The organism is Paenibacillus sp. Leaf72 (genome assembly GCF_001422685.1).
Lineage (GTDB): Bacteria > Bacillota > Bacilli > Paenibacillales > Paenibacillaceae > Pristimantibacillus.
This window is the reverse complement of sequence record NZ_LMLV01000004.1, coordinates 77,406-103,180: the sequence shown is the minus strand read 5'-3', so window position 1 is coordinate 103,180 and position 25,775 is coordinate 77,406. Positions and strand designations below refer to the sequence as shown.

The following is a 25,775-nucleotide window of genomic DNA, read 5'->3' as shown; positions in this document are numbered from 1 at the left end:
TAAGCTGGCGGTTTGGCTCTGCTAACCGCTTTGCTATCAAGCAACAAGCCTGTTTGATGAAGCATTACTGCTTGTTCTCACAGCGATCGGCTTGGTTCCGTTATGCACGCCCCAAAAATCTTCTGATAGAAAGGTTGCACACAATGAAAGAGAAAATTTTTGGATTACCGCCGAAACAAGGTCTGTATGATCCTCAATTTGAGAAAGATGCATGCGGCATGGGATTCGTGGCGAACATCAAAGGAAGAAAGTCGCACAAGATTATTCGCCAGGCGCTGACGTTGCTGGAGAATATGGAGCATCGCGGCGGTCAAGGCAGCGAACCAAATACGGGAGATGGAGCAGGCATTATGCTTCAAATTCCACATGCGTTTTTTGCAAATGAGCTGAAGCGTATGGAAGTGGAGCTGCCAAGCGAAGGCGAATATGCCGTAGGTATGGTGTTTCTGCCGCAGGATGAGAACGTTCGCCGTTCGCTGGAGAACGATCTTGAAACTATTATTCGTGAAGAAGGCCAGTCGCTCATCGCTTGGCGTACCGTGCCGACGAATGATGCAAAGCTCGGTCAATCTGCTAAGTCGGTTAAGCCTTTTGTCCGCCAAGTATTTATTGGCAAGAACGAAAGCTTGAAGGACGTCTTGGCATTCGAGCGCAAGCTGTATGTCATTCGCAAACGGGCGGAAATCGCCATTCGCTTCTCGGGCAAAGAAGGCGGAGAAATGTTCTATTTCCCGAGCTTGTCCACGAAGAAAATCGTCTACAAAGGCATGCTTACGACTGAACAGGTTGGCTCCTTCTATGTGGAGCTTAATGATGAGTCCGTCGTTACAGCGATGGCGCTTGTCCACTCCCGTTTCAGTACGAACACTTTCCCAAGCTGGGAACGTGCCCATCCGTTCCATTATTTAATTCACAACGGTGAGATTAATACGCTCCGCGGCAATGTGAACTGGATGCATGCGCGCCAAACGCTGTTCGAGACGGAATTGTTCGGCAGCGATATGGACAAAATTAAACCGATTATTAATCCAGATGGCTCGGATACAGCGATGTTTGACAATACGCTGGAATTCCTATACTTGTCGGGGCGTTCATTGCCGCATGCGGCAATGATGATGGTTCCTGAACCATGGTCCAACCACGAAGGCATGGATGATGACAAGAAAGCTTTCTACGAATACCACAGCACATTAATGGAGCCTTGGGATGGACCGGCTGCAATGGCCTTTACAGATGGCGTGCAGATCGGCGCTTTCCTGGACCGCAACGGTTTGCGTCCAGCTCGTTATTACGTGACGAAGGATGACCATATTATTTTAGGCTCCGAGGCGGGTACCGTTGTCATTCCGCCAGAGGACATTTTATACAAAGACCGTCTGCGTCCAGGCATGATGCTGCTGATCGATACGAAGGAAGGCAGAATCATTTCCGATGAGGAAGTGAAGAAGCAAATTGCGACAGAGCACCCGTATCGCGAGTGGCTGAACGAGCATTTGATTGATCTTGAAGATTTGCCGGATGCGCCTGAATTGCCTGAGCTTGATCATGCGACGGTACAGCAGCGCCAGCAATCTTTCGGTTATACGTTTGAAGATTTGCGCAAAGTGCTTGAGCCTATGGCAAGCAGCGGCATGGAGCCGATTGCTTCAATGGGCTATGACGCTCCGCTTGCTGTATTGTCGGATCGTCCTCAGCGTTTGTACAACTATTTCAAACAGCTGTTTGCGCAAGTAACGAACCCGCCAATCGATTCGATTCGTGAGGAGATCATTACTGCAGTAGGTACGACAATCGGACCTGAGCGCAATCTATTGAATCCGGAGCCGGAAAGTGCGCGCCACATTAAGCTGGAGACACCGCTCCTTTCCAATGAACAGTTTGCGAAGCTTCGCCATGTTCGCCGTCCGGGCTTCAAGTCGATTACGCTGCCGATCTTCTTCACGGCAAGTGAAGGGGAAGAGGGACTGCGCGCAGCACTGAAGCAAATGTGCGAAGCAGCAGACCGCGTTATCGACAAAGGGCATAACATTCTTATTTTATCCGACCGCGGTATCGATAAGGAAAATGCAGCGATTCCGGCATTGCTTGCCGTATCCGCATTGCATCACCATTTGATTCGTCAAGGTACGCGGACTAAAGTAGCAATTTTGCTTGAATCCGGCGATCCGCGCGAGGTTCATCACTTTGCGCTGCTGCTCGGCTACGGCGTGAGTGCGGTTAACCCGTATTTGGCATTTGAGACGCTTGATGATATGATTCGCCAAGGCTTGCTGAGAAATATTTCGCATGAGAAAGCGGTCAAAAACTTCATTAAAGCTGCTACTAAAGGCGTTACGAAAGTATTGTCCAAAATGGGTATTTCCACGATTCAGTCGTACCGTGGCGCTCAAATCTTCGAGGCGCTTGGCTTGAAAGAGGAACTCATAAATGAATATTTCACTTGGACACCTTCGCGTATCGGCGGTATTGGACTTGATGTAATTGCAGAAGAAACGCTTAAATATCACAACTTGGCTTACGCTGACCAAGAAGGCCGTGTAACGGAGCTTGAGTCTGGCGGCGAATACCAATGGCGTAAAGACGGCGAGGACCATCTGTTTAGTCCGCAGACGATCCACACTCTGCAAATGGCGGCTCGCTCCAACGATTATAAGCTTTACAAAAAATTCTCCAATCTTGTTCAAGGCGAGGACAAGAAGCATATGATGCTTCGTTCATTGCTAAGGTTCAAGGATGGCAGAACGGCGATTCCAATCGAAGAGGTTGAACCGCTGGAATCGATTATGAAACGCTTCAAGACCGGTGCTATGTCCTTCGGCTCGATCAGCAAGGAAGCGCACGAAAGCCTAGCGATTGCGATGAACCGCCTTGGCGGACGTTCGAATACGGGAGAAGGCGGCGAGGACCCAGCGCGTTTCATTCCGGATGAGAACGGCGATTCCCGCCGCAGTGCAATCAAGCAGGTGGCATCGGGACGTTTCGGCGTAACGAGCAATTATTTGGTCAATGCGGATGAAATTCAAATCAAGATGGCGCAAGGCGCGAAGCCAGGAGAAGGCGGACAGCTGCCAGGACGTAAAGTATACCCTTGGGTTGCTGAGGTTCGGGGCTCCACACCGGGCGTAGGCTTGATTTCGCCGCCGCCTCATCATGATATTTATTCCATCGAGGATTTGGCTGAGCTTGTTCATGACTTGAAAAATGCTAACCCGCGCGCGCGCATTAACGTAAAACTCGTATCCGAGGTTGGCGTTGGTACGATTGCAGCAGGTGTTGCCAAAGGCCGTGCCGACATTATTATGGTCAGCGGTTATGATGGAGGAACGGGCGCATCTCCGATGAACTCGATTCGTCATGCCGGACTGCCGTGGGAGCTTGGTTTGGCTGAGACGCACCAGACGCTGATGATCAACAATTTGCGTGATCGCGTTACGCTTGAAACAGATGGCAAAATGATGAACGGACGCGATGTTGCGATCGCTGTTTTGCTCGGCGCTGAAGAGTATGGCTTCTCGACAGCACCGCTTGTTGTACTTGGCTGCGTAATGATGCGTGTTTGCCAACTGGATACGTGTCCGGTCGGCGTAGCCACGCAAAATCCAGAGCTGCGCGCGAAATTTATGGGCGATCCGAGCCATGTAGTCAACTACTTGCGTTTCGTTGGTGAAGAGCTGCGCGAAATAATGGCTGAGCTTGGTTTCCGGACGATTCAGGAAATGGTTGGACGCGTAGATATTCTTGAAGCGAAGCATCTGGCTGAGCATTACAAAGCGAAAGGTCTTGACCTGACGCCGCTGTTGTATCAACCGGAGGTATCCCAGGGTGCTATTCGTCACTGTGCGCAGGAGCAAAACCACGGTTTGGATTTGTCGCTTGATGTTCAGGAGCTGGTGCCAGCTGCGAAAGCCGCTTTGGAAAATGGGGAGCAAGTACGCGGTACATTCCCAATTTTGAATACGAATCGTGTTGTTGGAACAGTGCTTGGCAGTGAAGTGACTCGTCGTTATGGCGCGAAGGGCTTGCCAGAGGATACGATTTCCTTCCACTTCGTTGGTTCAGCAGGCCAAAGCTTTGGCGCTTTCGTTCCTCAAGGCATTACGCTATCGCTGGAAGGCGATTCGAATGACTATGTTGGTAAAGGACTTTCCGGAGGCAAGGTCATTGTTGCTCCTTCATCGAAAGCAACCTTTGCCGCTGAGGAAAATGTCATTATCGGCAACACGGCACTATACGGAGCAACAAGCGGCGAAGCTTATATTCGTGGTATTGCTGGGGAGCGTTTCGCGGTTCGCAACAGCGGAGTGAGCGTTGTTGTTGAAGGCGTAGGCGACCATGGCTGTGAATATATGACGGGCGGCAGAGTCGTCATTCTTGGTCAGACTGGCCGTAACTTTGCAGCTGGGATGTCCGGCGGTGTTGCTTACATCTATGATGAGCAAGGTGACTTCTACAAGCATTGCAATATCGAAATGGTATTGCTGGAGCGTCTTGAAGAAGAAGCGGATATGGCTGAATTACGCGGCTTGATTGAACGCCATGTTTCCTATACGGATAGCGCCATTGGCGGCCGTGTATTGAATGACTGGGATCTATCGCTTGAGAAATTCGTAAAAGTCATTCCGAAAGATTACAAGAAAATGCTGGAGTACATCCGCAAAGCTGAAGATTCCGGTTTGAAGGAAGATGCAGCGCTGCTGTCAGCATTTGAAGCCAGCATGAAAGAGCTTGCCCGTACAGGCGGCTGATCCATGTTGCCAATAGATAAATGAAAAACGGCTCTCCGATATGTAAACTTAACTGTTGTGTATGTGGTTAATCCCTATCGCCACTAAAAGCTACAAATGAAGTATCACATTATATCTTTAACAAGCATTCTCATTTTCATTGAGGATGCTTTTTTTTGCCTCTTTTTAAGGGGAACAAATAGGTGACAGCACAGGATGCGCAAAATGCGCTTAAAGAGCTGTTTGCAGAGGCCATTCAAGAGATGCTAGAAGCGGAGATGGACACATATCTGGGCTACAAGAAGCATGAGGCGAAAAATAAAGCAACAACGAATACTCGGAATGGGTAAATATGGAACGCGGATATGAGCGAGTCTGGTCGAGGCTTCAAGAAGGCGTTAGAACACTGAAAAGACAATCACTAACCTCTGAATAAGGCAGTGTGATTGTCTTTACAGTATTCATTGCACTATGGTTCTCCATTAGCTTAATCATGCACACATTAAACAAGAGGGCGGCCTCTATTTGATATTTGGCATGTTATCGAAAAATATTATATTTTCCCCTCTATGCGATCTGCATAATAACAAGATGTGCGGAATCTGGCCTTGTTCCTCCAGCTAATGGAGTGATTGTGAGTGCCGTGGAATTGCCAGCAGGATTTCGAACTGTGAGTACTGAATTAATCACCGTTGTTTGCACAAGTGCCATTCCTACTATTTGAGTAGTTCCTGTTGCACGCCCGACCACCGTATAGGCCAGATCAGCGCCATTTAGTGTTAAAATCAGTTGACCCGCTTCGTTTACATTAACCTGAAACAAAACCTGATATGTGCCAATTGCAGACAAGTTAAATGAGCTCGCATTTATACGGGTAATTGCAGTCCCACTAATTGGACCATCTTGCGGAAAACTTACATCCGTGTTGGGAGCAACAGTTGCTGCATTATTAGGTGGCATCAAGGCGAAAAAATCTGCAAAGCCTAATACTCCACCTGCTGGCCCTCCAGGTCCCGCTGGGCCCACTGCTCCTGCTGGACCCGCTGGACCTACTGCTCCAGCAGGACCAGCAGGTCCTGCCAGTCCAGCTGCGCCAATTGCTCCTGCCAGTCCTGCCAGTCCTTGGGGTCCAAGTGCACCTGCGAGTCCTTGGGGTCCAAGTGCGCCAATCGCTCCTAAAATTCCTGCTGCTCCTTGGGATCCAAGTGCTCCTGCGAGTCCTTGAGGTCCAAGTGCGCCAATCGCTCCTACAATTCCTGCTGCTCCTTGGGGTCCAAGTGCTCCTGCAATTCCTTCGGGTCCAAGTGCGCCAATTGCTCCCACGAGCCCGGCTAATCCTTGGGGTCCAAGTGCTCCTGCAAGTCCTTGAGGTCCAGCTTCTGCAATCGCTCCCGCAAGTCCTTGAAGTAATTGCCGTCCTTCAGGCGGGGGACAATTTTTACAAACAAGCTTTTTAATTACGCGATGACGACGTTTCTTTTTTTTTCCTTTTGGATGGCACACCACTATGGTTTTATTTTTACACCGTTTTTTTATATCGGAACAACTCAATCACGACACCTCCCTGTAAAGATTGTTCAGTGTACGTGAGTCGTTTTTTTTAGGTATAGACTAATAACCTGCAATCGGCTAGACTAGAAACTATTTCCAAAAATTTGGGCTTATGCTAGGGTAGTGTTATAGCTCAAAATCTAACACTCTTTCAGTTATGATTACATAAATTAATATTAAGATGAACGATGGGCTGAAGAAGGAGCGAGAGCCTGATGGCAGCGGCTGAACGTAATCCGTCTAAGGAAGCAACGAGATGACCCACCACTTTGTCAGTTGGATGTGCTTGTCCAGTCGTTCTTTCAATTTTATGATTAAACTATGGTGCCCGTTAAATTAATGGTTAATCGGTATAGCTTTATAAAATAAGAACCCACCTGAACGGTACAGAAGTTCAGATGGGCTAATGGCGTCACAACATAACAGACATTATTACTTTTATATTTGTTCGAACGATTATTTGTCGAGAAATAAAACTTAACTGAGGGCCGTTTTTTATTATTTTTATGCTGCATCTTTATAAGCATTTGCTTATGCGGGCAGGTTTTAATATTTGCTTTTTCGTACAAGCACTGTTCACTAATTTAGGAAAAATGAAAAGTATTTCAAAAAACAAAAAATATTTACCTTAAATCTACGTAATTCGACAAAAAAACAACAAAAAAAGAACAATCGTGCTCCCACCTTACGACAAATTCCCAGTAAGGTATTGGGTATAATAACAGTATTGTTCAAACTATACATAAGGCAGGAGTCGGATACGAAGATGGCAGAGAAAAATTCAGGCCGTATTGAACTAGATGTAAAGGATATACTTAGGCAAATGGGAATTCCTCCAGAGAAATGGCCGCCGCTAGTGAATTCACCATCCAAATAAATAGTCTAATTCATCATTCTCTCCGCTCGTACAAAAGCAATAAACCGTTTCGTTTCTTCCACTGTCAACTTACGCCCATCAATACTCAAATTAAACTTCTCCAATATTTCATCATCGGATAATTCCAAATGCTCGGCAAAATTGCGGACATCGTCACTAAGTACCGTTTGCGGATGAAGGGTGCGTCCAACCAGAAAATCAACGGATACTTGGTATAGATCGGCAAATTTTTTCAATGTCTCGGAATCCGGTTCCCGGCGATTTTTCTCATAATGAGATAAAGCAGCGCGTGAAATGCCTAGCTTTGCTGCGGTTTGCTCTTGTGTCCAGTGTCTGTCATCTCTCAATTGAGCAATTCTGCTGCCTATGTTCATATGACCCCTCCTAAAAGTTTGCGAAGCAAACTATCTTCGTAAGCATTAACTTTAGTTTGCTCAGCAAACCATCTTCGTAAGCATTAACTTGAGTTTGCGAAGCAAACTATCTTCGTAAGCATAAACTTAGGTTTGCGAAGCAAACCATCTTTGTAAGCATAAACTTGCTTACAACATATAAACGGCAGGTTTTGCTATGCAAAACCTAGTTTGTATACACACTTATTGGATTATAACTGCTACACCTATATTAATACGGAAACGTTAGATTTGCATTTGTTGCAACGAAATGTCGCAAAAAATATTGTTAGACGTTTTTTTTGCTTGACATGATACAATTTGTATCTTAAAGTGAAGGAAAAGTTTGATACATAACGTATCAAATTATTTCCAAGTCATTATCACTTTATACCTATAAGGAGAAATAAATGGACGGTAAAGAGGAAAACTCACGCAGCAAGGTGCGTTTAAAGCTGAGGCCAGGCATTAAAGCAGGATTGAGGCTGCTCAATCGGCATGGCCATTTAATGAGTCCATCTACTGGAACGGTATTAGTGCTGAATTTAAGCCAGGAGGGTTTATGCTTTTGGTCTTCCTTAAGGCTCCCCGTACATCGGATGTACATGGTAGAAGTCCGCATGAAGCTTTCAGGCAAAAACATCCGGCTTCAGGGAAATGTCGTTTGGCGTAAACGAACGGATAATGTTTTCGAGTACGGTATGCATTTCCAGCCCCCACTGCTTATCAAATCCATTATTACCCGCCTATTAAACGAAGAATTACTCGCCCAACAGCCGCAGCAGCGGAAAATCCATCAGCTATATCGCAGTTTGAACGCAGGAAGCACTTTTGTCAAATGAGGAGGCTCTTCGGGTGAAACGATGGGTGAAACGCTCACTTATTATCGTCAGCACCGTATGTCTGGTCGCTGGCTTGGGAACGGCCCTATACAGCTGGTATCTTTATGGAAAATTTAAAAAAACGGCTGCTGATATGTTCGAGCCCATCATATCTACACCATACGTCAGCTCAGATTCGGAGCTGCAAATATCCGGCATAGAAGAAGCAATAACTGCGGAGAAGCCGTTCACCGTATTAGTAATGGGTGTAGATGAAAGAACGAATGATCGGGGACGAACAGACACCATGATTGTCATGGCGGTGAATCCGCTCAAGCATTCGATCTTTATGTTCAACATTCCGCGTGATACGAGAACGGCTATTATTGGACATGGCACGACGGATAAAATAAACCATGCTTACGCTTTTGGCGGGGTAGAAATGTCAAAGCAGACGGTAGAGCATTTTCTTGATTATCCGATTGATTATTATATTCGGGTCAATATGGAAGGTTTCTCAAAAATCATAGACGAGCTTGGCGGAGTAACCGTCAACAATCCTTATGCTTTTGATTTCAGTGGTCATACGTTTGAGCAAGGGCCTATTCAATTGAATGGAGAGCAGGCGCTGCTTTATTCTCGCATGCGATATGAGGACCCGAAGGGGGACAGGGGCAGAAATGACCGCCAGCGCGCCGTCCTAAAGCAGCTCATTTCCAATGTATTTACCTTATATGGAGCTACGCAAATAAGCAATCTGCTTGCGGAGATGGGTGACAATGTAAGAACGAATATATCGTTTGACGAGATGAAAACCTTTTTTAAAGAATATGGGACCGGGATCGAAAAGGTGGATAGCATTGAAATAAGTGGCAGCGGAACGATGATTGATAAAGTATGGTATTACATCGTCGGCGATCAGGAGCGGAATCGAATTCACGAGCTTCTGAAAAAACAAATGAGCATAGAAACGGATGCGGTTTAAAGCTTTCGGCTTCTATAAAAAAGAGGATAAGGACCCTGACATATCGGTGTCAGGGTTCGATGTTTCTGTAAGGCGACAAAATTTGAGTTTTCTGTTGACATTATTCGCTAAATACCATAAAATATAAACAAACAGATACATTACGTAACATTTTACATAAATTATGATACATTAAGTATACAAGGAGTGATTAGGTGATTCAGCCTCAGGAGCAGTTCTATTGCGTCGGATGCCAAAACATGATACCTACTGGGCAAGCGAATGTGTTGTTCCGAACCGGATTTTTCCGTGTAGTAAATCGGCTAGGTTGTTGTAGAGCCTGTGCTCAGGCCCAAGCTGGCCATGCTAACAAGTTGGAGGCACAAATGCAAGGCGCAACAGGCGGAGTGATCCCGCTAACTGCTAAATCTGATTTTGATCCCTATCAAACGAGCTTTTATCCTGCATCCCAAAGCCTCCTGACTACAGAAGTTGTGTAGCAGGAGGCTTTTTCTATGATTCGTGTACATATTCCAATCGTTTCCTAATTCGATTATACTAGGTAAGGTTAGTTGTAGTTAGATTAATGTTAGATCATTATTAGATCGCTATTAGAAATGTGACAGGACATGCGATCCACTGGAGAAGGAGGAAATAAAAATTGGAGCAGCCAATCGTACAAATGCTAAATGTAACGAAGCGCATCGGCAAACGGACGATCATTGATCATCTCAGTCTTGACTTGCCGGCTGGTGAAGTATTCGGCTTCCTCGGTCCCAATGGCGCCGGCAAAACGACAATGATCCGAATGATGGTCGGCCTCATTTCAATAACAGAAGGCGAGATCAAAATTGATGGTCACAGCATCTCAAAGCAATTTGAGAAAGCGATTCGCCATGTCGGTGCCATTGTCGAAAATCCGGAGATGTACAAATATATGACTGGTTATCAAAATTTGGTTCATTTTGCCCGGATGGTTCCGGGTGTTGAGCATTCACGTATTCAGGAGGTGACGGAGCTCGTCGGCCTTGGCTCGCGCATTCATGATAAAGTGAATACCTATTCGCTTGGCATGAGGCAGCGGCTTGGTGTGGCGCAGGCGATTTTGCATCGGCCCAAGCTGCTCATTCTGGATGAGCCGACGAACGGACTGGATCCCATGGGCATTCGTGAGCTTCGCGATTATTTGCAAAGGCTGGCCAAGCAGGAGGGACTGGCGATATTCGTCTCCAGCCATTTGCTTGCCGAGATGGAGCTGATGTGCGACCGGGTAGCCATTATCCAGCAGGGCAAGCTAGTGGAGGTCGTCCAGGTCGAGAAGAACAGAGAGTCGGAACAGAATGCAACGCAGCGGGTCGTTTTTGAAGTGGACGATTTAGAGTCGGCGCTGGCTGTTGCGGCTAATGAGGGAATAGCGGGGGAACGGGCTGGCCACGCCATTGCCATTGGGGCGGATAAGGAAGCGGTCGCTAGCTTTAATGCAAAGCTCGTAGCGGCAGGCATTAAAGTATACGGCATTCAGGCACAGCATCAATCTTTAGAGGATCGGTTCCTCGAGAAGACGGGGGGCGGTCATATTGTATAACTTCAGCAAGCTGCTATTGAATGAAAATATGAAAATATACCTCCGCACAAGAACTTGGATTATGACGGGCCTGCTGCTGGCATTGGTTGTATTTATGACCGTACCCGTTTATTTTATGTCCAAAGACAGTGCGGTATCGATGTGGACACTTGTAAAATATGAATCAGCAGTAGGTTATATGCTTATTGCCATGTTCACATCCGTCGTTGCGGCGGGGAGCGTTGCTGAGGAGTTCACGAGCGGAACGATTAAGCTGCTGCTTATTCGCCCGTGGATGAGATGGAAAATTTTATTGTCCAAATATATTTCAGTCGTGCTGTTCGCGGTGTTACAGGTTGTGCTGCTATATGCATTTACTATTGCGTTCAATTTTTTGTTTTTTGACCATACGAATGTAACGGCTGCAGAAATTCACGGTTTTTTAGTTGCTGATGGCCAATTTGAAGGCTCAGCGGCAGTATATAATATGAAATATTATTTGATGCGCTTTATTGCCCTGCTTGTGACCTCGATGATAGCGTTTATGCTGTCAACGGTATTCCGGAGCGGCGGGCTTGCTATCGGGCTATCCATTTTCCTCGTATTTTCCTCCATTTCCATCGGTCCATTTATCGGCCTGATGAATTATAAATGGGTGGACTACTTGTTTTTCGTCCAATTGGATTTGGTGCCTTATTTGACCGGAAACGTTGGTGATCGGACGCTCGGCTTCGCGATAAGCGTGCTTGCTGTGTATTATGCAATATTCGCAGCACTCACCTGGTTTGTATTCGCTAAGCGTGACGTTGGCGCGTAGTGAAGCCGCATAAGCATGATGGGAGATGGGAGCTCGCCCCGGCTTAGTTCTAATTCGTAGAAAAAAAGGAACCTTGCCAGCCTGACTCCTGAATAAGGTGCACAGCTGGATTAGCAAGAAATAAGCAAAAGCAAAAGCAAGTAAAAAGTAAAGGGGCAGGCGATAATTCGCCTGCCCTGCTTTTGTATGTTCAAATATAAGTGAAGCTTTTTGCACAGTATGTTCCCGAATGCTGTTAGCAGGCTGCTTCCCCTAATCCAATCCGATTGCTTGTTCTATGTGGTTTCAGCTGAGTGCTTCAAGCTGCTGCTTATATGCTTATATGTGGTTCATTGGCACACACTGGACGCTTGCTAGACGGCCTGACGGGCCTTATCCCGATTGCTGCCGTCTTTAGCAGCGTTATCTTTCCCTGCGCTGTCTGTTTCCGAAAGCGGGCGTGTGAGCGGGGCCTGACCCCGTTCCATATGGCAGCTGCCATTAAAGCTTCCGCCATCTTGAATAATTAAGGAATGGGCATAAATGTTTCCTGTGATTTGCCCGGTTGCAGTAATCGTGAGCCGACCCTTTGTCGTAATATCCCCGAAAAGTTTGCCTGCTACAGTCAAATCCTTCGCCGTTATATTTGAACGAGCTACTCCAGATTCGCCAATGATGACATCTCCAACACATTCAATGTCTCCACGATATTCGCCTTCAATACGCAGGCCTGCTTCACATATGAGCTTGCCTTCCGCATGGGTCCCCTGTCCAATCAGTGTATCCGTAGGGGATATTCGTTTGTTTTCCTTAAAAATAGACATGGAAAAACCTCCTTGTTTCGCAGCTTAGGATGGTTGAAGCAAGTAGGGCAAAGGATTGACGGCCTCGTCGCCCTGCATAATTTGAAAATGAAGATGAGGCCCCGTGCTTCTGCCTGTAGAGCCCAGCAGGCCGATTTTCTCGCCCCGCACGACCTGTTCTCCTTCCTTGGCTTCTATGCTTTGCATATGCATATAAACGCTGTTCAGCCCGTTATGATGGTCGATAATGATATAGTTGCCCTCAGAGCCTCCAGTACCGACTTCCTTAATCGTTCCATCCGCCGCGCTGAAAACAGGATCGCCTGCTTTGCCGCCAATATCAATGCCGGCATGAAAGACGGCTTTCCCTGTAAAAGGATCTTTGCGGTAGCCGAAGCTGGACGTCAGCTTCTTCGAATAGGTAGGCCAGCCTGATGGATAGGAATCAACCTGCTGCCTTCTTATCTGTGCTTGCCGCAGCGTCTGCGCCATCGTTTTCTCCAAAGAGTCGATCATTGCGCTTAATGATTGAACGTCAAACGAGGTAGAGGAAGCCAAAGCTCGAAAGGACATCCCGCTCGTTTGCAAGGAACCGCTCGTATCATAACCGGCTTGCTGTGCCAAAGCCTGCTCGCGCTTGTACAACTGTTCAGATTGTTGCCCAAGCTTGTGGCTGCTCGTGTCTATCCCAGAGTCAGAGCTGCCATATTTGTCGATGAACTGTTTGAGCTTGTTTTCCAGTGCAAGCAGCTCATCTACACGCGTCTGCATGTCCTCGGTTTGCTGAGCAAGGCTTGCCAACTGCTGCTGTAGGGCGAGGATCGTCTCATCCTTATTGGCGACGGTATGCTGATACTGCTGGGATTGTTCATCCTGCTGCGTCGCCTGCTCCTGAAGCTGCGCCTCAAGCTCATGCAGCTCGAAGACCGATTTGATCTGGAGGGCGGCAAAGCAGCCCGACACGGCCAGTGCAGCTGCGGCAGGGGCCGCAATGACGGATCGCTTTGAGACATGAAACTGCTTGACGGTTTTGTCAGCACCGCGCATGACTACAAACGACCACTTTGAATTAGACGATCGATTCAATAGAGGTTTCTCCTTCCGGCCGGTATGAGAATTTAGAACGTTCTAATGCAATTTATTCTGCCGCGGCGGGAAACATGTCAGAAAAATAGGAAAAGCGCCTCCTAGGGAACGTCTCAAAACGGGTTTATGCGTAAGTAATGCATAGATTCAACCGTTTAAAGACGAGGCCGGAAAGGCGCTTATTCTTGTGGCAATTGCTTATTTGGTTTCAATAGAAGCTAGTGCTTGCTGCATCGCAGGTGTGAAGCTGAAGTCGCGTCCCTGCGATTGTTCTGGAGGCAGTGTCGCAAGCTGGGCGATACGCCGCTCCACTTCCGCTTTAAGCTCCAGCACACGCTTGTGGTAGCTTTCTGCATTTCCAGCATCACTGCTAATGGCCGCGACATATTCAACAATGGCATGATCATAAAACTCGATATCCCAACGGAATTTGCTAATGCCTTCTTCCAGCACTTGCAGCATCTCTGTTGTTTTGCCGTCCTTTTTGTCATTTTGATATTGGGCCATAATGAACGAACGGTTATAAGGATCATTGGCTTTGCCGCTTGCAAGCGTCTGCAGCGCTTCATTTTTCATGGAAGCATTTTGCGTCTGCTCATAGACCTGCATCAGCCATTCGTATTTGGTCAGGCTAAACACGGAATGATCAGGAGAAGTCTTAATGGCCTTATTGAGTGAAGGCAGCAGTTGGTTGAGCTGCGCCTTCCCAGCAGCAGCCGTATTATACGTATCCTGAAACGTGCTGTTTGCGCCGTTCGCGCGCGCGGAGCCGACGAGCAGGACAATTGCGAGCACGCCGATGGCAGATGGATAGATCCATTTTACTGCGCTGCCCTGTACGGGTTGTTCTGCCTCTTGTTTAAACGCAAGCGATTTGCCATATGGCGCAATCATAGCGCCCAAGCTAATGAACAGCAAAGCGCTCAAATAGACGTAGCTCATATCAAAATCGATAGCGCTATGCAGCAGAAGCGTCGTTGCCAAAATAAAAAAGATCAAGTGGCTGCCCCGACGTTCAGGGTAACGGATGTACGAGCGAATGTATAAGTAATAGACATAAACGAGCAGCCCGATAAGCGCAGCAAATCCAATCCAGCCCACCTCAACTAGCGTTTGAATGAAGAAGCTGTGCGCCTGTCTGCTCCAATATGGATTGTTTTGATATTGCTCATATAGAGCCTGCCAGCTGCCTCCGCCAGCTCCGAGCAGCGGATAGTCTTTGGCAACCTTAAGGCCATCCTCATAGAAGGTCCAGCGTTCGAGAACGCTGTGCTGCTGCAAGTTGATGTTTTCGAATCGGGAAGCCATTTTCTCAGGCAGCAGATCACGGATGCCGTCGCTTGTAATAAGCAATACGGCTGCCAATAGTCCGACAACGACAATAGCAGCGGGAAAAGCAGCAAACGCCCATTTGCGCTGCGCAAGGCGTGCACTTTTCTTTTCGATCCAAGGGAACAGCTTCTTGTGAATAAGCATGATCAGTCCTGCATTAACAAGGGCTGCGCCTGCAAGCAATGCCCAGCTTTGCAGCGGCAGCTTGTCGAACATCGAAATCGTCGTCGCCACTTTCGTTTCGGTCGGCTGGACAATTGCGGAAATCGCTTCTGTATTAGCCGTGATTTTGCCCAAAATAACGAGCGTCAGCAAAGCGGATAGACCAGCATAGACGACATAGGCAAATTGCCTAGCCAGCTTCAGGAAAGGCAGAAGTACAATAAGCATCACTGGAATAATAACGAGGGCGCCCCTCGAATAAGCGAGAAAAAAAGAAATTAAAATTGGTACGAGCATAATAGAATTAGCTAGGCGCATATACCAGCGCTCACAGGTTGCGGCATAATAAGCGGCGATCAGAAAGATGGCAATTAGGAAGCCGGCATATGTATTGGAATATTGAAAGACTGAGCTAAGCCGGTAGCCATCGTGGGCTAGCCACATCGCATCCTTGTAATATTGCTGGCCGAACAAGTTCAGCAGGCCGAAAAATACGATTAAATAGGCAGAGAGCACAACGCCATATTCCAGCCATTTTCGCATCTGTACTCTTCCAGCGGCATATAGACTGGTCAGAAACAGGGCAGCGAGCAGGAAAAAGACAAACGTCATAAATTTGGCATAATAGCTGGAGACGGCCTGCATCGATGAGAGCCAATAGATGGCCGGAAGCAGCAAAACTGCAATCGACAGCACGCTGCGATGGTTATTCAGTTTCCAGCCCGTAAGATAAGCGAACAAGGCGGTTGCGGCGAGTAGAACGTAGCCATAGATGGCCGCGTTGTAAATGGGAGACTCAAAGCCATACTCGTAGCCATTGAACAATCCGCGCTCGTATGGGAAAATAAGGACGAACAAAGCCAAGCCAAGTGTCAATAACCCTTGCAACAGCGGCTGCTCTTTAGACAATTCCGCTGTGTTTTGTGTTGCTTTTTTCCTTGAACTCATTAATATGTACTCCTTGTATGCGTAGTAGATTTCTTCATAGTACTATTTTAACAAATGAGGGAGTCGATTACTATAAGGGGGTGTGTGAAGAAGTGACAAGTTTCATTTCTAAAATGAGTGGTCTTAGCTTGGTTTTTCTGGGATTTGAGGAATGAGAGTGGTATTCGCATAGTAATTTTGATAGAATGACTCTGTGCGTAAACGTCAGAAAATTACTTTATTCGATCTTTTTCTTGTAATAATAATTGATCAGAGAAATACATAGTTAGTTATTTATATATACTTTGGAAGGGGTTTAAGGTAGATGAAAGGAATTATTCTCGCAGGTGGATCAGGTACAAGATTATATCCTATAACAAAAGCAATATCTAAGCAAATCGTTCCAGTTTATGATAAGCCAATGATTTATTATCCGCTATCCGTTCTGATGTTAGCAGGTATTAGGGAGATTCTCATAATCTCAACCCCTAGAGATATTAAAATTTTTGAAGAATTATTTGGTGATGGGTCTGATTTAGGTTTGTTTATAACATATGCCGTACAGGAATCTCCTAATGGGTTGGCCGAAGCTTTCATTATTGGAGAGGAATTTATAGGTACCGATTCAGTTGCATTAATTTTAGGTGATAATATTTTTTATGGGCAAAGTTTTGGACGGATTCTTGAGGAAGCAACCAAACTGGAAGAAGGAGCAACAATCTTTGGTTTTTTTGTGAAAAACCCTCAAGCATACGGAGTAATTGAATATGATAACAACGGGAAAGTTTTATCTATTGAAGAAAAGCCTACAAAGCCTAAGTCCCATTATGCGGTTCCGGGTTTGTATTTCTATGATAATTCCGTAGTTGAGATAGCAAAAAGTATTAAACCATCAGCCCGCGGAGAACTGGAAATCACTGAAGTGAATAATCAGTATCTTATCAAAGGGAAGCTAAATGTCAAATTGCTCGGTAGAGGCATGGCATGGATGGATACTGGGACACATGATACAATGTTAGAGGCGAGCAACTTTGTCGAGGCAGTGCAAAAGCGGCAAGGGCTATATATAGCTTGTGTTGAGGAGATTGCTTTCAACAAAAAGTTCATTTCGAAAGAGCAGCTTCTTGAATTAGCGCGTCCACTTATGAAAAGCGAATACGGTCAATATTTAGTGCAGGTTGCTGAAGGTTTTAATTAAAGTTAAGGGAATACTGATTCACTGAGGAGGATTTGGATGGGACAGTTTAATTTTGTGAAAACGAAAATTGAAGGTTTGACGATAATAGAGCCTAAGGTTTTTGGGGATGAACGTGGATATTTCATGGAGACATATAATTTTAATGATTTTAAAGCAGCAGGGCTGGATATGAAATTTGTGCAGGATAACCAATCCAAGTCCCGTAAAGGAGTTCTTCGCGGGCTCCACTTTCAGAATCGGCATGCTCAAGGAAAGCTAGTTCGCGTATTATCGGGTGAGGTATTCGATGTAGCTGTAGACTTGAGGAAAGACTCACCTACTTACAAACAGTGGGAAGGAATTATTCTTACTGGAGAAAATAAAAAACAGTTTTACGTTCCAGAGGGCTTTGCACACGGCTTTGTAGTTTTATCTGAAGAAGCAGAATTTGCCTATAAATGTACTGACTTTTATTATCCGGAATTCGATGCTGGTGTGTTATGGAACGATCCCGAGATCGGAATAGAATGGCCGATTGAACAACTGGAAGAAGTTTTGCTGTCTGAAAAAGATAAAAATTTAAAAACGCTATCTGAACAAAACTTATAACAAATGCATATGTATATATTAGGAGGAGAATAAATTGTCAGTCAAAGAAGAACGGGAAGTACAACAAGCAACCCTTTTAGTGACGGGGGGAGCAGGGTTTATTGGGAGTAATTTTATTTTGCACATGTTTAAGCGATTCCCTAATTACAAAATTATTAACCTTGATGCTTTAACATATGCAGGGAATCTTGACAATATGAAAGAAGTTGAGAACAACAGCAACTATGTTTTTGTTAAAGGAGATATTTGTGATAGTGAATTAGTTGAGAAAATTTTCGAACAATATCAACCTAATTATGTATTGAATTTTGCTGCAGAGTCTCATGTGGATCGCAGCATCACCGATCCACAAATATTTCTGAAGACGAATATTGAAGGTACTCGTGTTTTGCTTGATGCATGTAGGAAATATTGGACTGCTCCCTATACGAATCAAAAGTATCTACAAGTTTCAACGGATGAAGTGTATGGCTCGCTTGGTGAAACTGGCTATTTTACAGAAGCAACTCCTCTAGCTCCTAATAGTCCTTATTCAGCGAGTAAGGCATCTGCCGATATGTTTGTAAGAGCCTACCATGAGACATTCGGGTTAAATGTAAGCATAACAAGATGCTCTAATAATTACGGGCCTTACCAGTTTCCTGAAAAACTTATCCCTTTAATGATATCGAATGCTCTTGAAAACAAGGAGCTTCCTATATATGGGGATGGTTTGAATATTAGGGACTGGCTTTATGTTGAAGATCATTGCAGTGCAATTGCTGCGGTTCTCCATAGAGGGAAATCAGGAGAAGTGTACAACGTAGGCGGGCATAACGAAAAAACCAATATTGAAATTGTGAAATTGGTTTTACAAGAGCTGGAGAAACCGGAAAGCTTAATAAGCTACGTTAAGGATAGACTAGGGCATGACCGGAGATATGCAATAGATGCTGCCAAGATGAAAGAGGAATTAGATTGGGAGCCGCTTGTTATGTTTGAAGAAGGAATTCAAATGACAATACGTTGGTATCTAGATAATAAAGAATGGCTTAATCATGTAAAAAGTGGAGAGTATAAGGAGTATTACTCCAGAATGTATCCTTAGGAGACATGTCCATGAAAGTGTTAGTAACAGGCGCTAAAGGATTGCTGGGACATGATATTGTCCAGTTTCTGGAATCGCAAGGAACGGAATTCTATGGCCTGGATAGGCAAATGCTAGATATTAGCGATATGGACAAAACAGCAGAATTTATTAGAAATTATTTGCCGAGCGTTGTAATACATTGTGCGGCTTTTACTAATGTTGATAAAGCGGAAAGCCATGAAGCACAATGCCGATTAATAAATGTTGACGCGACTGCTAATATAGCAAAGGTTTGCAAGGAAATAAACGCAAAGCTTGTTTATATAAGTACAGATTATGTTTTTTCTGGTGAAGAGAAAATACCTTACGAAGTATATTCTAAAACGAAACCATTATCGGTTTATGGCCAAACCAAATTAGACGGTGAAATTGAAGTACTACAAAATGTAGAAAAACATTTTATAATTAGGACATCGTGGTCATTTGGCGTCAATGGTAATAACTTTGTAAGTACCATGCTGAAGCTCAGTGAAAATCAGGGAAAAATTAATGTTGTAGCTGATCAAATTGGATCGCCTACGTTTACTGAGGATTTAGCAATGCTTATTGTAGAAATGATAAAAACAGAAAAATATGGTGTTTACCATGTGACTAACGAGGGGTTTTGCAGTTGGGCGGAATTTGCAACTGAAATTTTTCGGCAGGCGGGGTATAGCACCACAGTTAATTTTATTAAATCAAGTGAATATCCAACCATTGTTAAAAGACCTAGTTATTCAAATTTGTCTAAAGCTACGCTTGATCATGCGGGCTTCGGACGTCTGCCGACTTGGCAGGATGCGCTGGGGCGCTATTTAAATAAAATCGGGATTAGCTAGAGATGAAAATTGCAACGGATAATTAGAGCATGCCTTGCTGAATCGCAGGAGATTGTGATTCAGCAAGAAATATGTGTATAATTCAAAATCTATTTTTATTTATATATACTTGACTTCATTGGATATAAGATGAAGTGGACAAGCTTAATGTGTATGATAAATAAAAACTTGAGGATCGATGAAAATGACGTATCTAAATAATTTTTGGAAATATAAAGAACTTCTCGCTCAATTTGTTATTAGGGATTTAAAAGTGAAATATCGTCGATCTGTTCTTGGTTATTTATGGAGTCTATTAAATCCGCTTTTAATGATGATTGTATTAGTAGCTGTGTTTTCTAATATTTTCAGATTCGATATACCTAACTTTCCAGTTTATCTTTTAGCAGGGCAAATTATGTTTAGTTTTTTTGCTGAAGCAACTACTTTATCCATGAGTTCAATTCTTAATGCGGGATCTTTAATAAAAAAGGTATATGTTCCTAAATATATTTTTCCTGTCTCAAGAGTATTTTCTTCTTTTATTTCGCTTCTTTTTTCGCTCGTGTCAATTTTAATTGTGATGTTAGTCACTGGGGCGCCTATTACTCCAACTATTCTTCTGTTCCCATTACCATTGATTTACATATTAATGTTTGCAATTGGTATGGGACTTATTATGTCTGTTTTAGCCGTATATTTTCGTGACATGTTACATCTTTATACGGTGCTACTATCTGCATGGATGTATTTAACACCTATTTTTTATCCAATAAATGTTGTTCCTGATTATGTGAGAACAGTTATTTATTCAAATCCGATGTACTATTATGTTGAGGCATTCCGGGATATTGTACTGTATAACCGCTTTCCGGATCTGCAAACCAATATTGCATGCTTAAGTTTTTCTATTGTCTCCATTGTTGTGGGAGCTTTTATTTTCTATAAAAATCAACATAAATTTGTATTACATATTTAAAGAAACCGATCGTTAGAAAGGAAAAGTGTATGTCAGAACTCGCGGTTGAGGTAACTAATGTTTCAATGCGTTTTAATCTTGAGAGAGAAAAGATAAACAGCTTAAAGGAATATACGATCAAGCTTTTAAAAAAAAATATTGAATATAATGAGTTTTATGCTCTTAAAAATGTGTCTTTTCAAGTAAGGAAAGGAGATTCTTTTGCAATCGTTGGGGGAAATGGTTCTGGAAAAAGTACAATGCTAAAAATAATATCTGGAATTTATAAACCCTCTGAAGGGAAGGTTTCAGTAAGTGGAAGCATAGCCCCATTAATAGAACTTGGAACTGGTTTTGATGTGGAGCTTACAGCGCGTGAAAATGTTTTTTTAAATGGAGCGGTCTTAGGGCATTCAAAAAAATTTATGCTAGAGAGATTCGAGGAAATTATAGATTTTTCTGAGTTGCACGATTTCATAGATGTGCCTCTTAAAAATTATTCATCAGGAATGGTTGCTCGTCTTGGCTTTTCTATTGCAACACTTGTAAAACCAGAATTACTAATTGTGGATGAGATTCTATCCGTGGGTGATCAAGCTTTTCAGGCGAAATGTGAAAAGAGAATGGACGAGCTTACTATGGGTGGCACAACACTACTATTGGTTTCTCATTCGATTGAACAGGTAAGGAACGTTTGTAAAAATGCAATTTGGTTAAAAAGAGGTGAAGTTGCTGCCTCAGGCCCAGTAGAAGATGTTTGTAACGCATACTTACAAGGGCAATAGCACGATTTATGAATAAGTTTAGGAGAGTGTATTATGTCTAAAAATAAGACTGTTTTAGTAACTGGGGCCGGGGGCTATATCGGACGTTATGTAGTAGAAAAGCTTTTAGATATGGGCATTGAAGTTATTGCCGTTGGAAATAATACCAGTAACATTGATCTTAGAGCTAATATAATCGAATATAATATTTTTTCGGATAATGATAATGTATACGAGAAGCTTGGCAGTCCTGATATTTGTTTACATATGGCTTGGACAGATGGATTTGTTCATAATGCTGAGTCTCATTTGAAATATATGTATTCTCATTATCAATTCATTAAAAAGATGCTAGAAGGCGGTCTGAAGCAAATTTCGGTTATGGGAACGATGCATGAAATTGGTTACCATGAGGGTGAAATAAATGAAAATACGCCAGCGTTACCTTATTCATTTTATGGTGTTGCAAAAAACAGTTTGCGTCAATCCCTCGAAATCCTTTTAAAGGATAGAGAAGTTGTATTTCAATGGCTAAGGGCTTTTTATATATATGGGGATGATTCCAAAAACAAATCTATTTTTACGAAGATAATTCAAGCAGAGCAAGAAGGAAAAGAAAAATTCCCTTTTACCTCGGGTAAAAATATGTATGATTTTATAACTGTTGATGAGCTTGCAGAACAGATAGTTTTAAGTGTCCTGCAGTCAGAGATAAACGGAGTTATTAATTGTTGTTCAGGATCACCTATCTCTTTACAAGATATGGTTGAAAGCTTCCTGCTCAAAAATGAATTTAAAATTAAGCTAGAGTACGGTGCATTCCCAGATCGTCCATATGATTCTCCTGCTATTTGGGGTAATAATGAAAAAATACAAAAGATATTGCAAAATACTACTTGGCGTGTGTAAAGAGAAGTTGCATAACTAACTTTAGCTCACAGAGGAAAGATAAAGGGGCAGTATAAATGACGTTATTAAAAGTAGAAGCGAATATGAAAAGAGCAGCAATATTTTTGTTTTATGATAAAGATGGAATAGTTGATGATTACATTCCTTATATGCTAGAAGATATAAATAAAAATGTTGAGAGGCTTGTAGTTGTATGTAATGGTAAGTTAACGGTTGAGGGTAGAGAGAAGTTTGAAAAACTAACAAAAGATATAGTTGTAAGAGAGAACAAAGGGTTTGATGTATGGGCGTACAAAGAAGGTATAGACTACATAGGGTGGGAAAGTCTATCTGATTATGATGAGTTAGTATTATTAAATTACACAATGTTTGGCCCGTTATATCCTTTCAAAGAAATGTTTGATGAAATGGATAAACGTAATATAGATTTTTGGGGAATTACTAAGCATTACGGTTCAGATGATGACTGGACTGGAGGAAATATGAAGTATGGTTACATTCCGGATTTTATACAGTCATTCTTTATTGTAATCAGAAAGAGAATGTTGAATAGTTTCGAATTTAAAAAGTATTGGAATAATATGAGGCCAATTGGTTCTTATATTGAATCAATGGCATTTCATGAAGGCATTTTTACGAAGGACTTTGTTGATAGTGGATTTTCATGTGATGTTTACATCAATACGGATGATTTGAAGGAGTATACACAAGCTCCAACTACCTATGCACCACTAGAATTAATGAAAAGACGATGTCCGATTGTTAAAAGAAAAGTCTTTTTTGATTATTATGACTATTACCTTCGTTATAATACTGGTGAAGTTGGTTTGGAATCGTATGAATATATCAGGAATAATCTTGATTATGATGTTGAGCTTATTTGGAATAATGTATTACGGACTAGCAATCAAGCAGATATTAAGAAGAACATGCAATTAAATTATATTTTACCTACGAAATATAGCGAGAAGAGAACAACACAAGGAAATGCAAATGTAGCGTTAATAATGCATTTATATTTTGAGGATCTGATTCAAAACTGTTTTGAATATGCAAAAGCAATGCCTAAAGAAGCTGATGTATATATTACTACTAATACAGAAGAAAAAAAGAAAGCCATTCTACAAGTTTTTGATAAATTGGAATGCAATAAATTAGAAGTTTGGGTAATTGCTAATAGAGGTAGAGACGTGTCTTCACTTTTGGTTGCAAGCAAGGATATTATAATGAACTATGATTATATTTGCTTTGCACATGATAAGAAAACAGCACAAATTAAGCCTTACAGTGTTGGGGAGTCTTTCATGTATAAATGTTTTGAAAATATACTTGGCAGTCGGGAGTTTGTCGAAAATATCATTCAAACTTTTGAGGATAATTCAAAATTGGGGTTGTTAACCCCGCCACCGCCAAACCATGGCATATATTATTCTACTATTGGTCTAGAATGGTCAAATAACTTTAAAAACACAAAAATTTTATTGGAGAAGTTGGGAATGAAAGATATCCCGATGGATGGGCTGAAAGAGCCGATTGCTCCTTTAGGTACAATGTTTTGGTTCAGATCGAAGGCATTAAAGACTTTAATTGATTATGATTGGAAATATGAAGATTTTCCGAAAGAACCGAATGACATGGATGGGACCATCCTGCATGCTATTGAAAGAATATACCCTTACGTTGCTCAACATGAAGGGTATTATCCGGCATGGGTTTTCTCAGACAAATACGCAAAAATTGAAATAACTAATTTACACCATATGCTAAGAGAAATAAACACGGCTATATTCGAAAATGGGATGTATAGATACCAGCACCATAGTGATATAGTAGGTGGAGTGAGAAATAGTATCGGTAAAAAAAGATCATTTAAGTTTTACATCAAAACTAAGCTGCGTGAGAACCTGCCACCAAGAGTAGTAAACAAATTAAAGGCTATAAAAAGAGCTATATACAAAAGATAGATTCATTATCTATTTTTGTTAGCTACAGACGAGGAGTAAGAACAATGGTTTTTAGTTCATCCGTTTTTCTATTTTGTTTTCTCCCACTGGTTTTATTGATCTATTATTTACTAAAAATAGAGTACCGCAATTTGTTTTTATTAGCAGCTAGCCTTTTCTTCTATGCCTGGGGCGAACCGCGTTTTGTCCTAGTAATAATACTATCCATACTTATAAATTATATATTTGGATTGTTAATAAATTTCTCTCAACAAAATTTTAGCGTTTTAATAAGCAGAATAGTTATGTTGATTGGTGTCGCTGCAAATTGCGGTCTCTTATTTTACTTTAAATATTTTGATTTTTTTATTACTAGTATAAACAGTATAACGGGATTAGCGTTTCCAATACAACATATCATATTGCCAATTGGTATTTCATTTTTTACATTTCAAGGACTTTCTTATGTTATTGATGTTTACTTGAAAAGAGTAGACGTTCAAAAGAATCTGTTGAAATTTGCATTGTTTAAGTCTTTTTTTCCACAACTGATTGCCGGACCTATCGTTAGGTATGTTGATGTACATGATCAAATTGATAATCGTGTCACAAGAGTAGATGATTTTGCTTATGGTGTCAGAAGATTTGTAATGGGACTAGGAAAAAAAGTTATTATTGCAAACACATTGGGACAAGTAGCGGATAATATTTTTGGATTGCCATATCATGAAAATACAATGGCAATAGCATGGATTGGTGCTATATGCTACTCGCTACAGATATACTTTGATTTTTCTGGTTATTCGGATATGGCGATAGGGCTTGCGAGAATGTTTGGTTTCAGATTTAAAGAAAATTTTGATTTTCCGTATATATCTAAGTCCATTACAGAGTTTTGGCGTAGATGGCATATTTCTCTCTCATCTTGGTTTAGGGACTATTTATATATTCCCTTAGGTGGTAATAGAACAGGAAATGTATATTTTAACTTATTGATTGTTTTTATTGTCACAGGCCTATGGCATGGAGCTGCATGGAATTTTATTATTTGGGGATTGTGGCACGGCTTATTTCTTATTATTGAACGTGTGCTAAAAAAATCAGGTTTTAAGTGGAAAGTGCCTAAATTTATAACATGGTTGTACACTATGATTATTGTTATTATAGGCTGGGTATTTTTCCGCTCGCCTGATTTTACCCATGCGATTAATTATCTTAAAATTATGTTTGGTATTACAAGTCCGTATGATGTAGGGTTTACTGTTTGGTATTACTTGGACCCTATGGTCATAACAATGTTGGTAATTGCATGCATTGCTTCGATTCCAATTTCAAAGTATATAAAAGAAAATGTAGGGGTGTACGAAGAGCATAGTGGTTTCAGTCTTTTCATTCAAAATGCCTATATTGTTATATTGTTAGTTATATGTATAATGTTCATGGCTACATCAACCTACAACCCGTTTATATACTTTAGATTTTAAGGAGTT

At 42.6% G+C, this 25,775-nt stretch carries 19 protein-coding genes and 1 pseudogene; 15 read left to right on the top strand and 5 right to left on the bottom strand.

Annotated elements, in window-relative coordinates; translation table 11 throughout:
- The first annotated feature begins 143 nt into the window (after positions 1–143).
- Together gltB and ASF12_RS33625 are read left to right on the top strand one after the other, a co-directional pair.
- Positions 144–4,745 carry a glutamate synthase large subunit gene (gene gltB / locus ASF12_RS11385; RefSeq protein ID WP_056034163.1) on the top strand — a complete coding sequence of 1,534 codons (4,602 nt, stop codon included), beginning with the start codon at positions 144–146 and terminating at the stop codon, positions 4,743–4,745.
- Positions 4,746–4,927: 182 nt separating this feature from the next.
- Positions 4,928–5,071: pseudogene (locus ASF12_RS33625) on the top strand (transposase); the annotation flags it as partial.
- A gap of 220 nt (positions 5,072–5,291) precedes the next feature.
- Here ASF12_RS33625 and ASF12_RS11380 read toward each other — a convergent pair.
- Together ASF12_RS11380 and ASF12_RS11375 are read right to left on the bottom strand one after the other, a co-directional pair.
- Entirely contained in the window at positions 5,292–6,047 is a 756-nt protein-coding gene (locus ASF12_RS11380) for a collagen-like protein (protein ID WP_235533124.1), read from the bottom strand.
- A gap of 1,110 nt (positions 6,048–7,157) precedes the next feature.
- Positions 7,158–7,526 (bottom strand): helix-turn-helix domain-containing protein, encoded by a 369-nt coding sequence (locus tag ASF12_RS11375; protein ID WP_046228883.1) that lies wholly within the window; start codon positions 7,524–7,526, stop codon positions 7,158–7,160.
- Between the two features lie 428 nt (positions 7,527–7,954).
- On the opposite strand from ASF12_RS11375, the gene ASF12_RS11370 reads away from it, so the two are divergent.
- The 4 genes from ASF12_RS11370 to ASF12_RS11350 all read left to right on the top strand — a co-directional run bounded on the left by ASF12_RS11370 (position 7,955) and on the right by ASF12_RS11350 (position 11,710).
- Complete coding sequence (locus ASF12_RS11370) at positions 7,955–8,386, top strand: PilZ domain-containing protein (RefSeq protein WP_056034155.1); 432 nt, start codon at positions 7,955–7,957, stop codon at positions 8,384–8,386.
- Positions 8,387–8,399: 13 nt separating this feature from the next.
- A complete protein-coding gene (locus tag ASF12_RS11365; RefSeq protein WP_056034152.1) occupies positions 8,400–9,350 on the top strand; it encodes an LCP family glycopolymer transferase in 951 nt (316 codons plus the stop codon).
- Positions 9,351–10,011: 661 nt separating this feature from the next.
- Entirely contained in the window at positions 10,012–10,914 is a 903-nt protein-coding gene (locus tag ASF12_RS11355; protein WP_056034307.1) for an ABC transporter ATP-binding protein, read from the top strand.
- Positions 10,907–11,710: an ABC transporter permease gene (locus ASF12_RS11350; RefSeq protein WP_056034144.1), complete on the top strand. Its 804-nt coding sequence runs from the start codon at positions 10,907–10,909 to the stop codon at positions 11,708–11,710. Before ASF12_RS11355 ends, ASF12_RS11350 begins: the two co-directional genes overlap by 8 nt.
- Before the next feature lie 353 nt (positions 11,711–12,063).
- On the opposite strand, the gene ASF12_RS11345 is transcribed toward ASF12_RS11350, so the two are convergent.
- From ASF12_RS11345 to ASF12_RS11335, 3 genes are all read right to left on the bottom strand, one after another.
- Positions 12,064–12,513, bottom strand: coding sequence for a bactofilin family protein (locus ASF12_RS11345; RefSeq protein WP_063892545.1), 450 nt, complete (start codon positions 12,511–12,513; stop codon positions 12,064–12,066).
- Between the two features lie 24 nt (positions 12,514–12,537).
- Positions 12,538–13,578, bottom strand: a complete 1,041-nt coding sequence (locus ASF12_RS11340) for a M23 family metallopeptidase (protein ID WP_155973067.1) — start codon at positions 13,576–13,578, stop codon at positions 12,538–12,540.
- A 198-nt stretch (positions 13,579–13,776) separates the two neighbouring features.
- A complete protein-coding gene (locus ASF12_RS11335) occupies positions 13,777–16,020 on the bottom strand; it encodes an O-antigen ligase family protein (RefSeq protein WP_056034137.1) in 2,244 nt (747 codons plus the stop codon).
- A 304-nt stretch (positions 16,021–16,324) separates the two neighbouring features.
- On the opposite strand from ASF12_RS11335, the gene rfbA reads away from it, so the two are divergent.
- The 9 genes from rfbA to ASF12_RS11290 all read left to right on the top strand — a co-directional run bounded on the left by rfbA (position 16,325) and on the right by ASF12_RS11290 (position 25,769).
- Positions 16,325–17,197, top strand: coding sequence for a glucose-1-phosphate thymidylyltransferase RfbA (gene rfbA, locus ASF12_RS11330; protein WP_056034135.1), 873 nt, complete (start codon positions 16,325–16,327; stop codon positions 17,195–17,197).
- 36 nt (positions 17,198–17,233) lie between these two features.
- Positions 17,234–17,785: a dTDP-4-dehydrorhamnose 3,5-epimerase gene (gene rfbC / locus ASF12_RS11325; RefSeq protein WP_056034132.1), complete on the top strand. Its 552-nt coding sequence runs from the start codon at positions 17,234–17,236 to the stop codon at positions 17,783–17,785.
- Between the two features lie 34 nt (positions 17,786–17,819).
- The gene (gene rfbB / locus ASF12_RS11320; protein ID WP_081418760.1) at positions 17,820–18,872 is read left to right on the top strand and encodes a dTDP-glucose 4,6-dehydratase; all 1,053 of its coding nucleotides are present in this window, start codon (positions 17,820–17,822) and stop codon (positions 18,870–18,872) included.
- Between the two features lie 11 nt (positions 18,873–18,883).
- Positions 18,884–19,732 (top strand): dTDP-4-dehydrorhamnose reductase, encoded by an 849-nt coding sequence (gene rfbD, locus ASF12_RS11315; protein WP_056034129.1) that lies wholly within the window; start codon positions 18,884–18,886, stop codon positions 19,730–19,732.
- Positions 19,733–19,916: 184 nt separating this feature from the next.
- The gene (locus ASF12_RS11310) at positions 19,917–20,690 is read left to right on the top strand and encodes an ABC transporter permease (protein ID WP_056034126.1); all 774 of its coding nucleotides are present in this window, start codon (positions 19,917–19,919) and stop codon (positions 20,688–20,690) included.
- Between the two features lie 29 nt (positions 20,691–20,719).
- Positions 20,720–21,454, top strand: coding sequence for an ABC transporter ATP-binding protein (locus ASF12_RS11305; protein WP_056034124.1), 735 nt, complete (start codon positions 20,720–20,722; stop codon positions 21,452–21,454).
- Between the two features lie 33 nt (positions 21,455–21,487).
- Complete coding sequence (locus tag ASF12_RS11300; protein WP_056034121.1) at positions 21,488–22,342, top strand: NAD-dependent epimerase/dehydratase family protein; 855 nt, start codon at positions 21,488–21,490, stop codon at positions 22,340–22,342.
- A gap of 56 nt (positions 22,343–22,398) precedes the next feature.
- Positions 22,399–24,306 (top strand): rhamnan synthesis F family protein, encoded by a 1,908-nt coding sequence (locus ASF12_RS11295; RefSeq protein ID WP_200931610.1) that lies wholly within the window; start codon positions 22,399–22,401, stop codon positions 24,304–24,306.
- Between the two features lie 44 nt (positions 24,307–24,350).
- Positions 24,351–25,769 carry an MBOAT family O-acyltransferase gene (locus tag ASF12_RS11290; protein ID WP_056034117.1) on the top strand — a complete coding sequence of 473 codons (1,419 nt, stop codon included), beginning with the start codon at positions 24,351–24,353 and terminating at the stop codon, positions 25,767–25,769.
- Positions 25,770–25,775 lie beyond the last annotated feature (6 nt).

Bases quoted from the DNA above. Each gene is read 5' to 3' on its own strand.
- gltB (WP_056034163.1), top strand. From the start codon at position 144: ATGAAAGAGAAAATTTTTGGATTACCGCCGAAACAAGGTCTGTATGAT.
- ASF12_RS11375 (WP_046228883.1), bottom strand. From the start codon at position 7,526: ATGAACATAGGCAGCAGAATTGCTCAATTGAGAGATGACAGACACTGG.
- ASF12_RS11370 (WP_056034155.1), top strand. From the start codon at position 7,955: ATGGACGGTAAAGAGGAAAACTCACGCAGCAAGGTGCGTTTAAAGCTG.
- ASF12_RS11355 (WP_056034307.1), top strand. From the start codon at position 10,012: ATGCTAAATGTAACGAAGCGCATCGGCAAACGGACGATCATTGATCAT.
- ASF12_RS11345 (WP_063892545.1), bottom strand. From the start codon at position 12,513: ATGTCTATTTTTAAGGAAAACAAACGAATATCCCCTACGGATACACTG.
- ASF12_RS11335 (WP_056034137.1), bottom strand. From the start codon at position 16,020: ATGAGTTCAAGGAAAAAAGCAACACAAAACACAGCGGAATTGTCTAAA.
- rfbA (WP_056034135.1), top strand. From the start codon at position 16,325: ATGAAAGGAATTATTCTCGCAGGTGGATCAGGTACAAGATTATATCCT.
- rfbC (WP_056034132.1), top strand. From the start codon at position 17,234: ATGGGACAGTTTAATTTTGTGAAAACGAAAATTGAAGGTTTGACGATA.
- rfbD (WP_056034129.1), top strand. From the start codon at position 18,884: ATGAAAGTGTTAGTAACAGGCGCTAAAGGATTGCTGGGACATGATATT.
- ASF12_RS11310 (WP_056034126.1), top strand. From the start codon at position 19,917: ATGACGTATCTAAATAATTTTTGGAAATATAAAGAACTTCTCGCTCAA.
- ASF12_RS11305 (WP_056034124.1), top strand. From the start codon at position 20,720: ATGTCAGAACTCGCGGTTGAGGTAACTAATGTTTCAATGCGTTTTAAT.
- ASF12_RS11300 (WP_056034121.1), top strand. From the start codon at position 21,488: ATGTCTAAAAATAAGACTGTTTTAGTAACTGGGGCCGGGGGCTATATC.
- ASF12_RS11295 (WP_200931610.1), top strand. From the start codon at position 22,399: ATGACGTTATTAAAAGTAGAAGCGAATATGAAAAGAGCAGCAATATTT.
- ASF12_RS11290 (WP_056034117.1), top strand. From the start codon at position 24,351: ATGGTTTTTAGTTCATCCGTTTTTCTATTTTGTTTTCTCCCACTGGTT.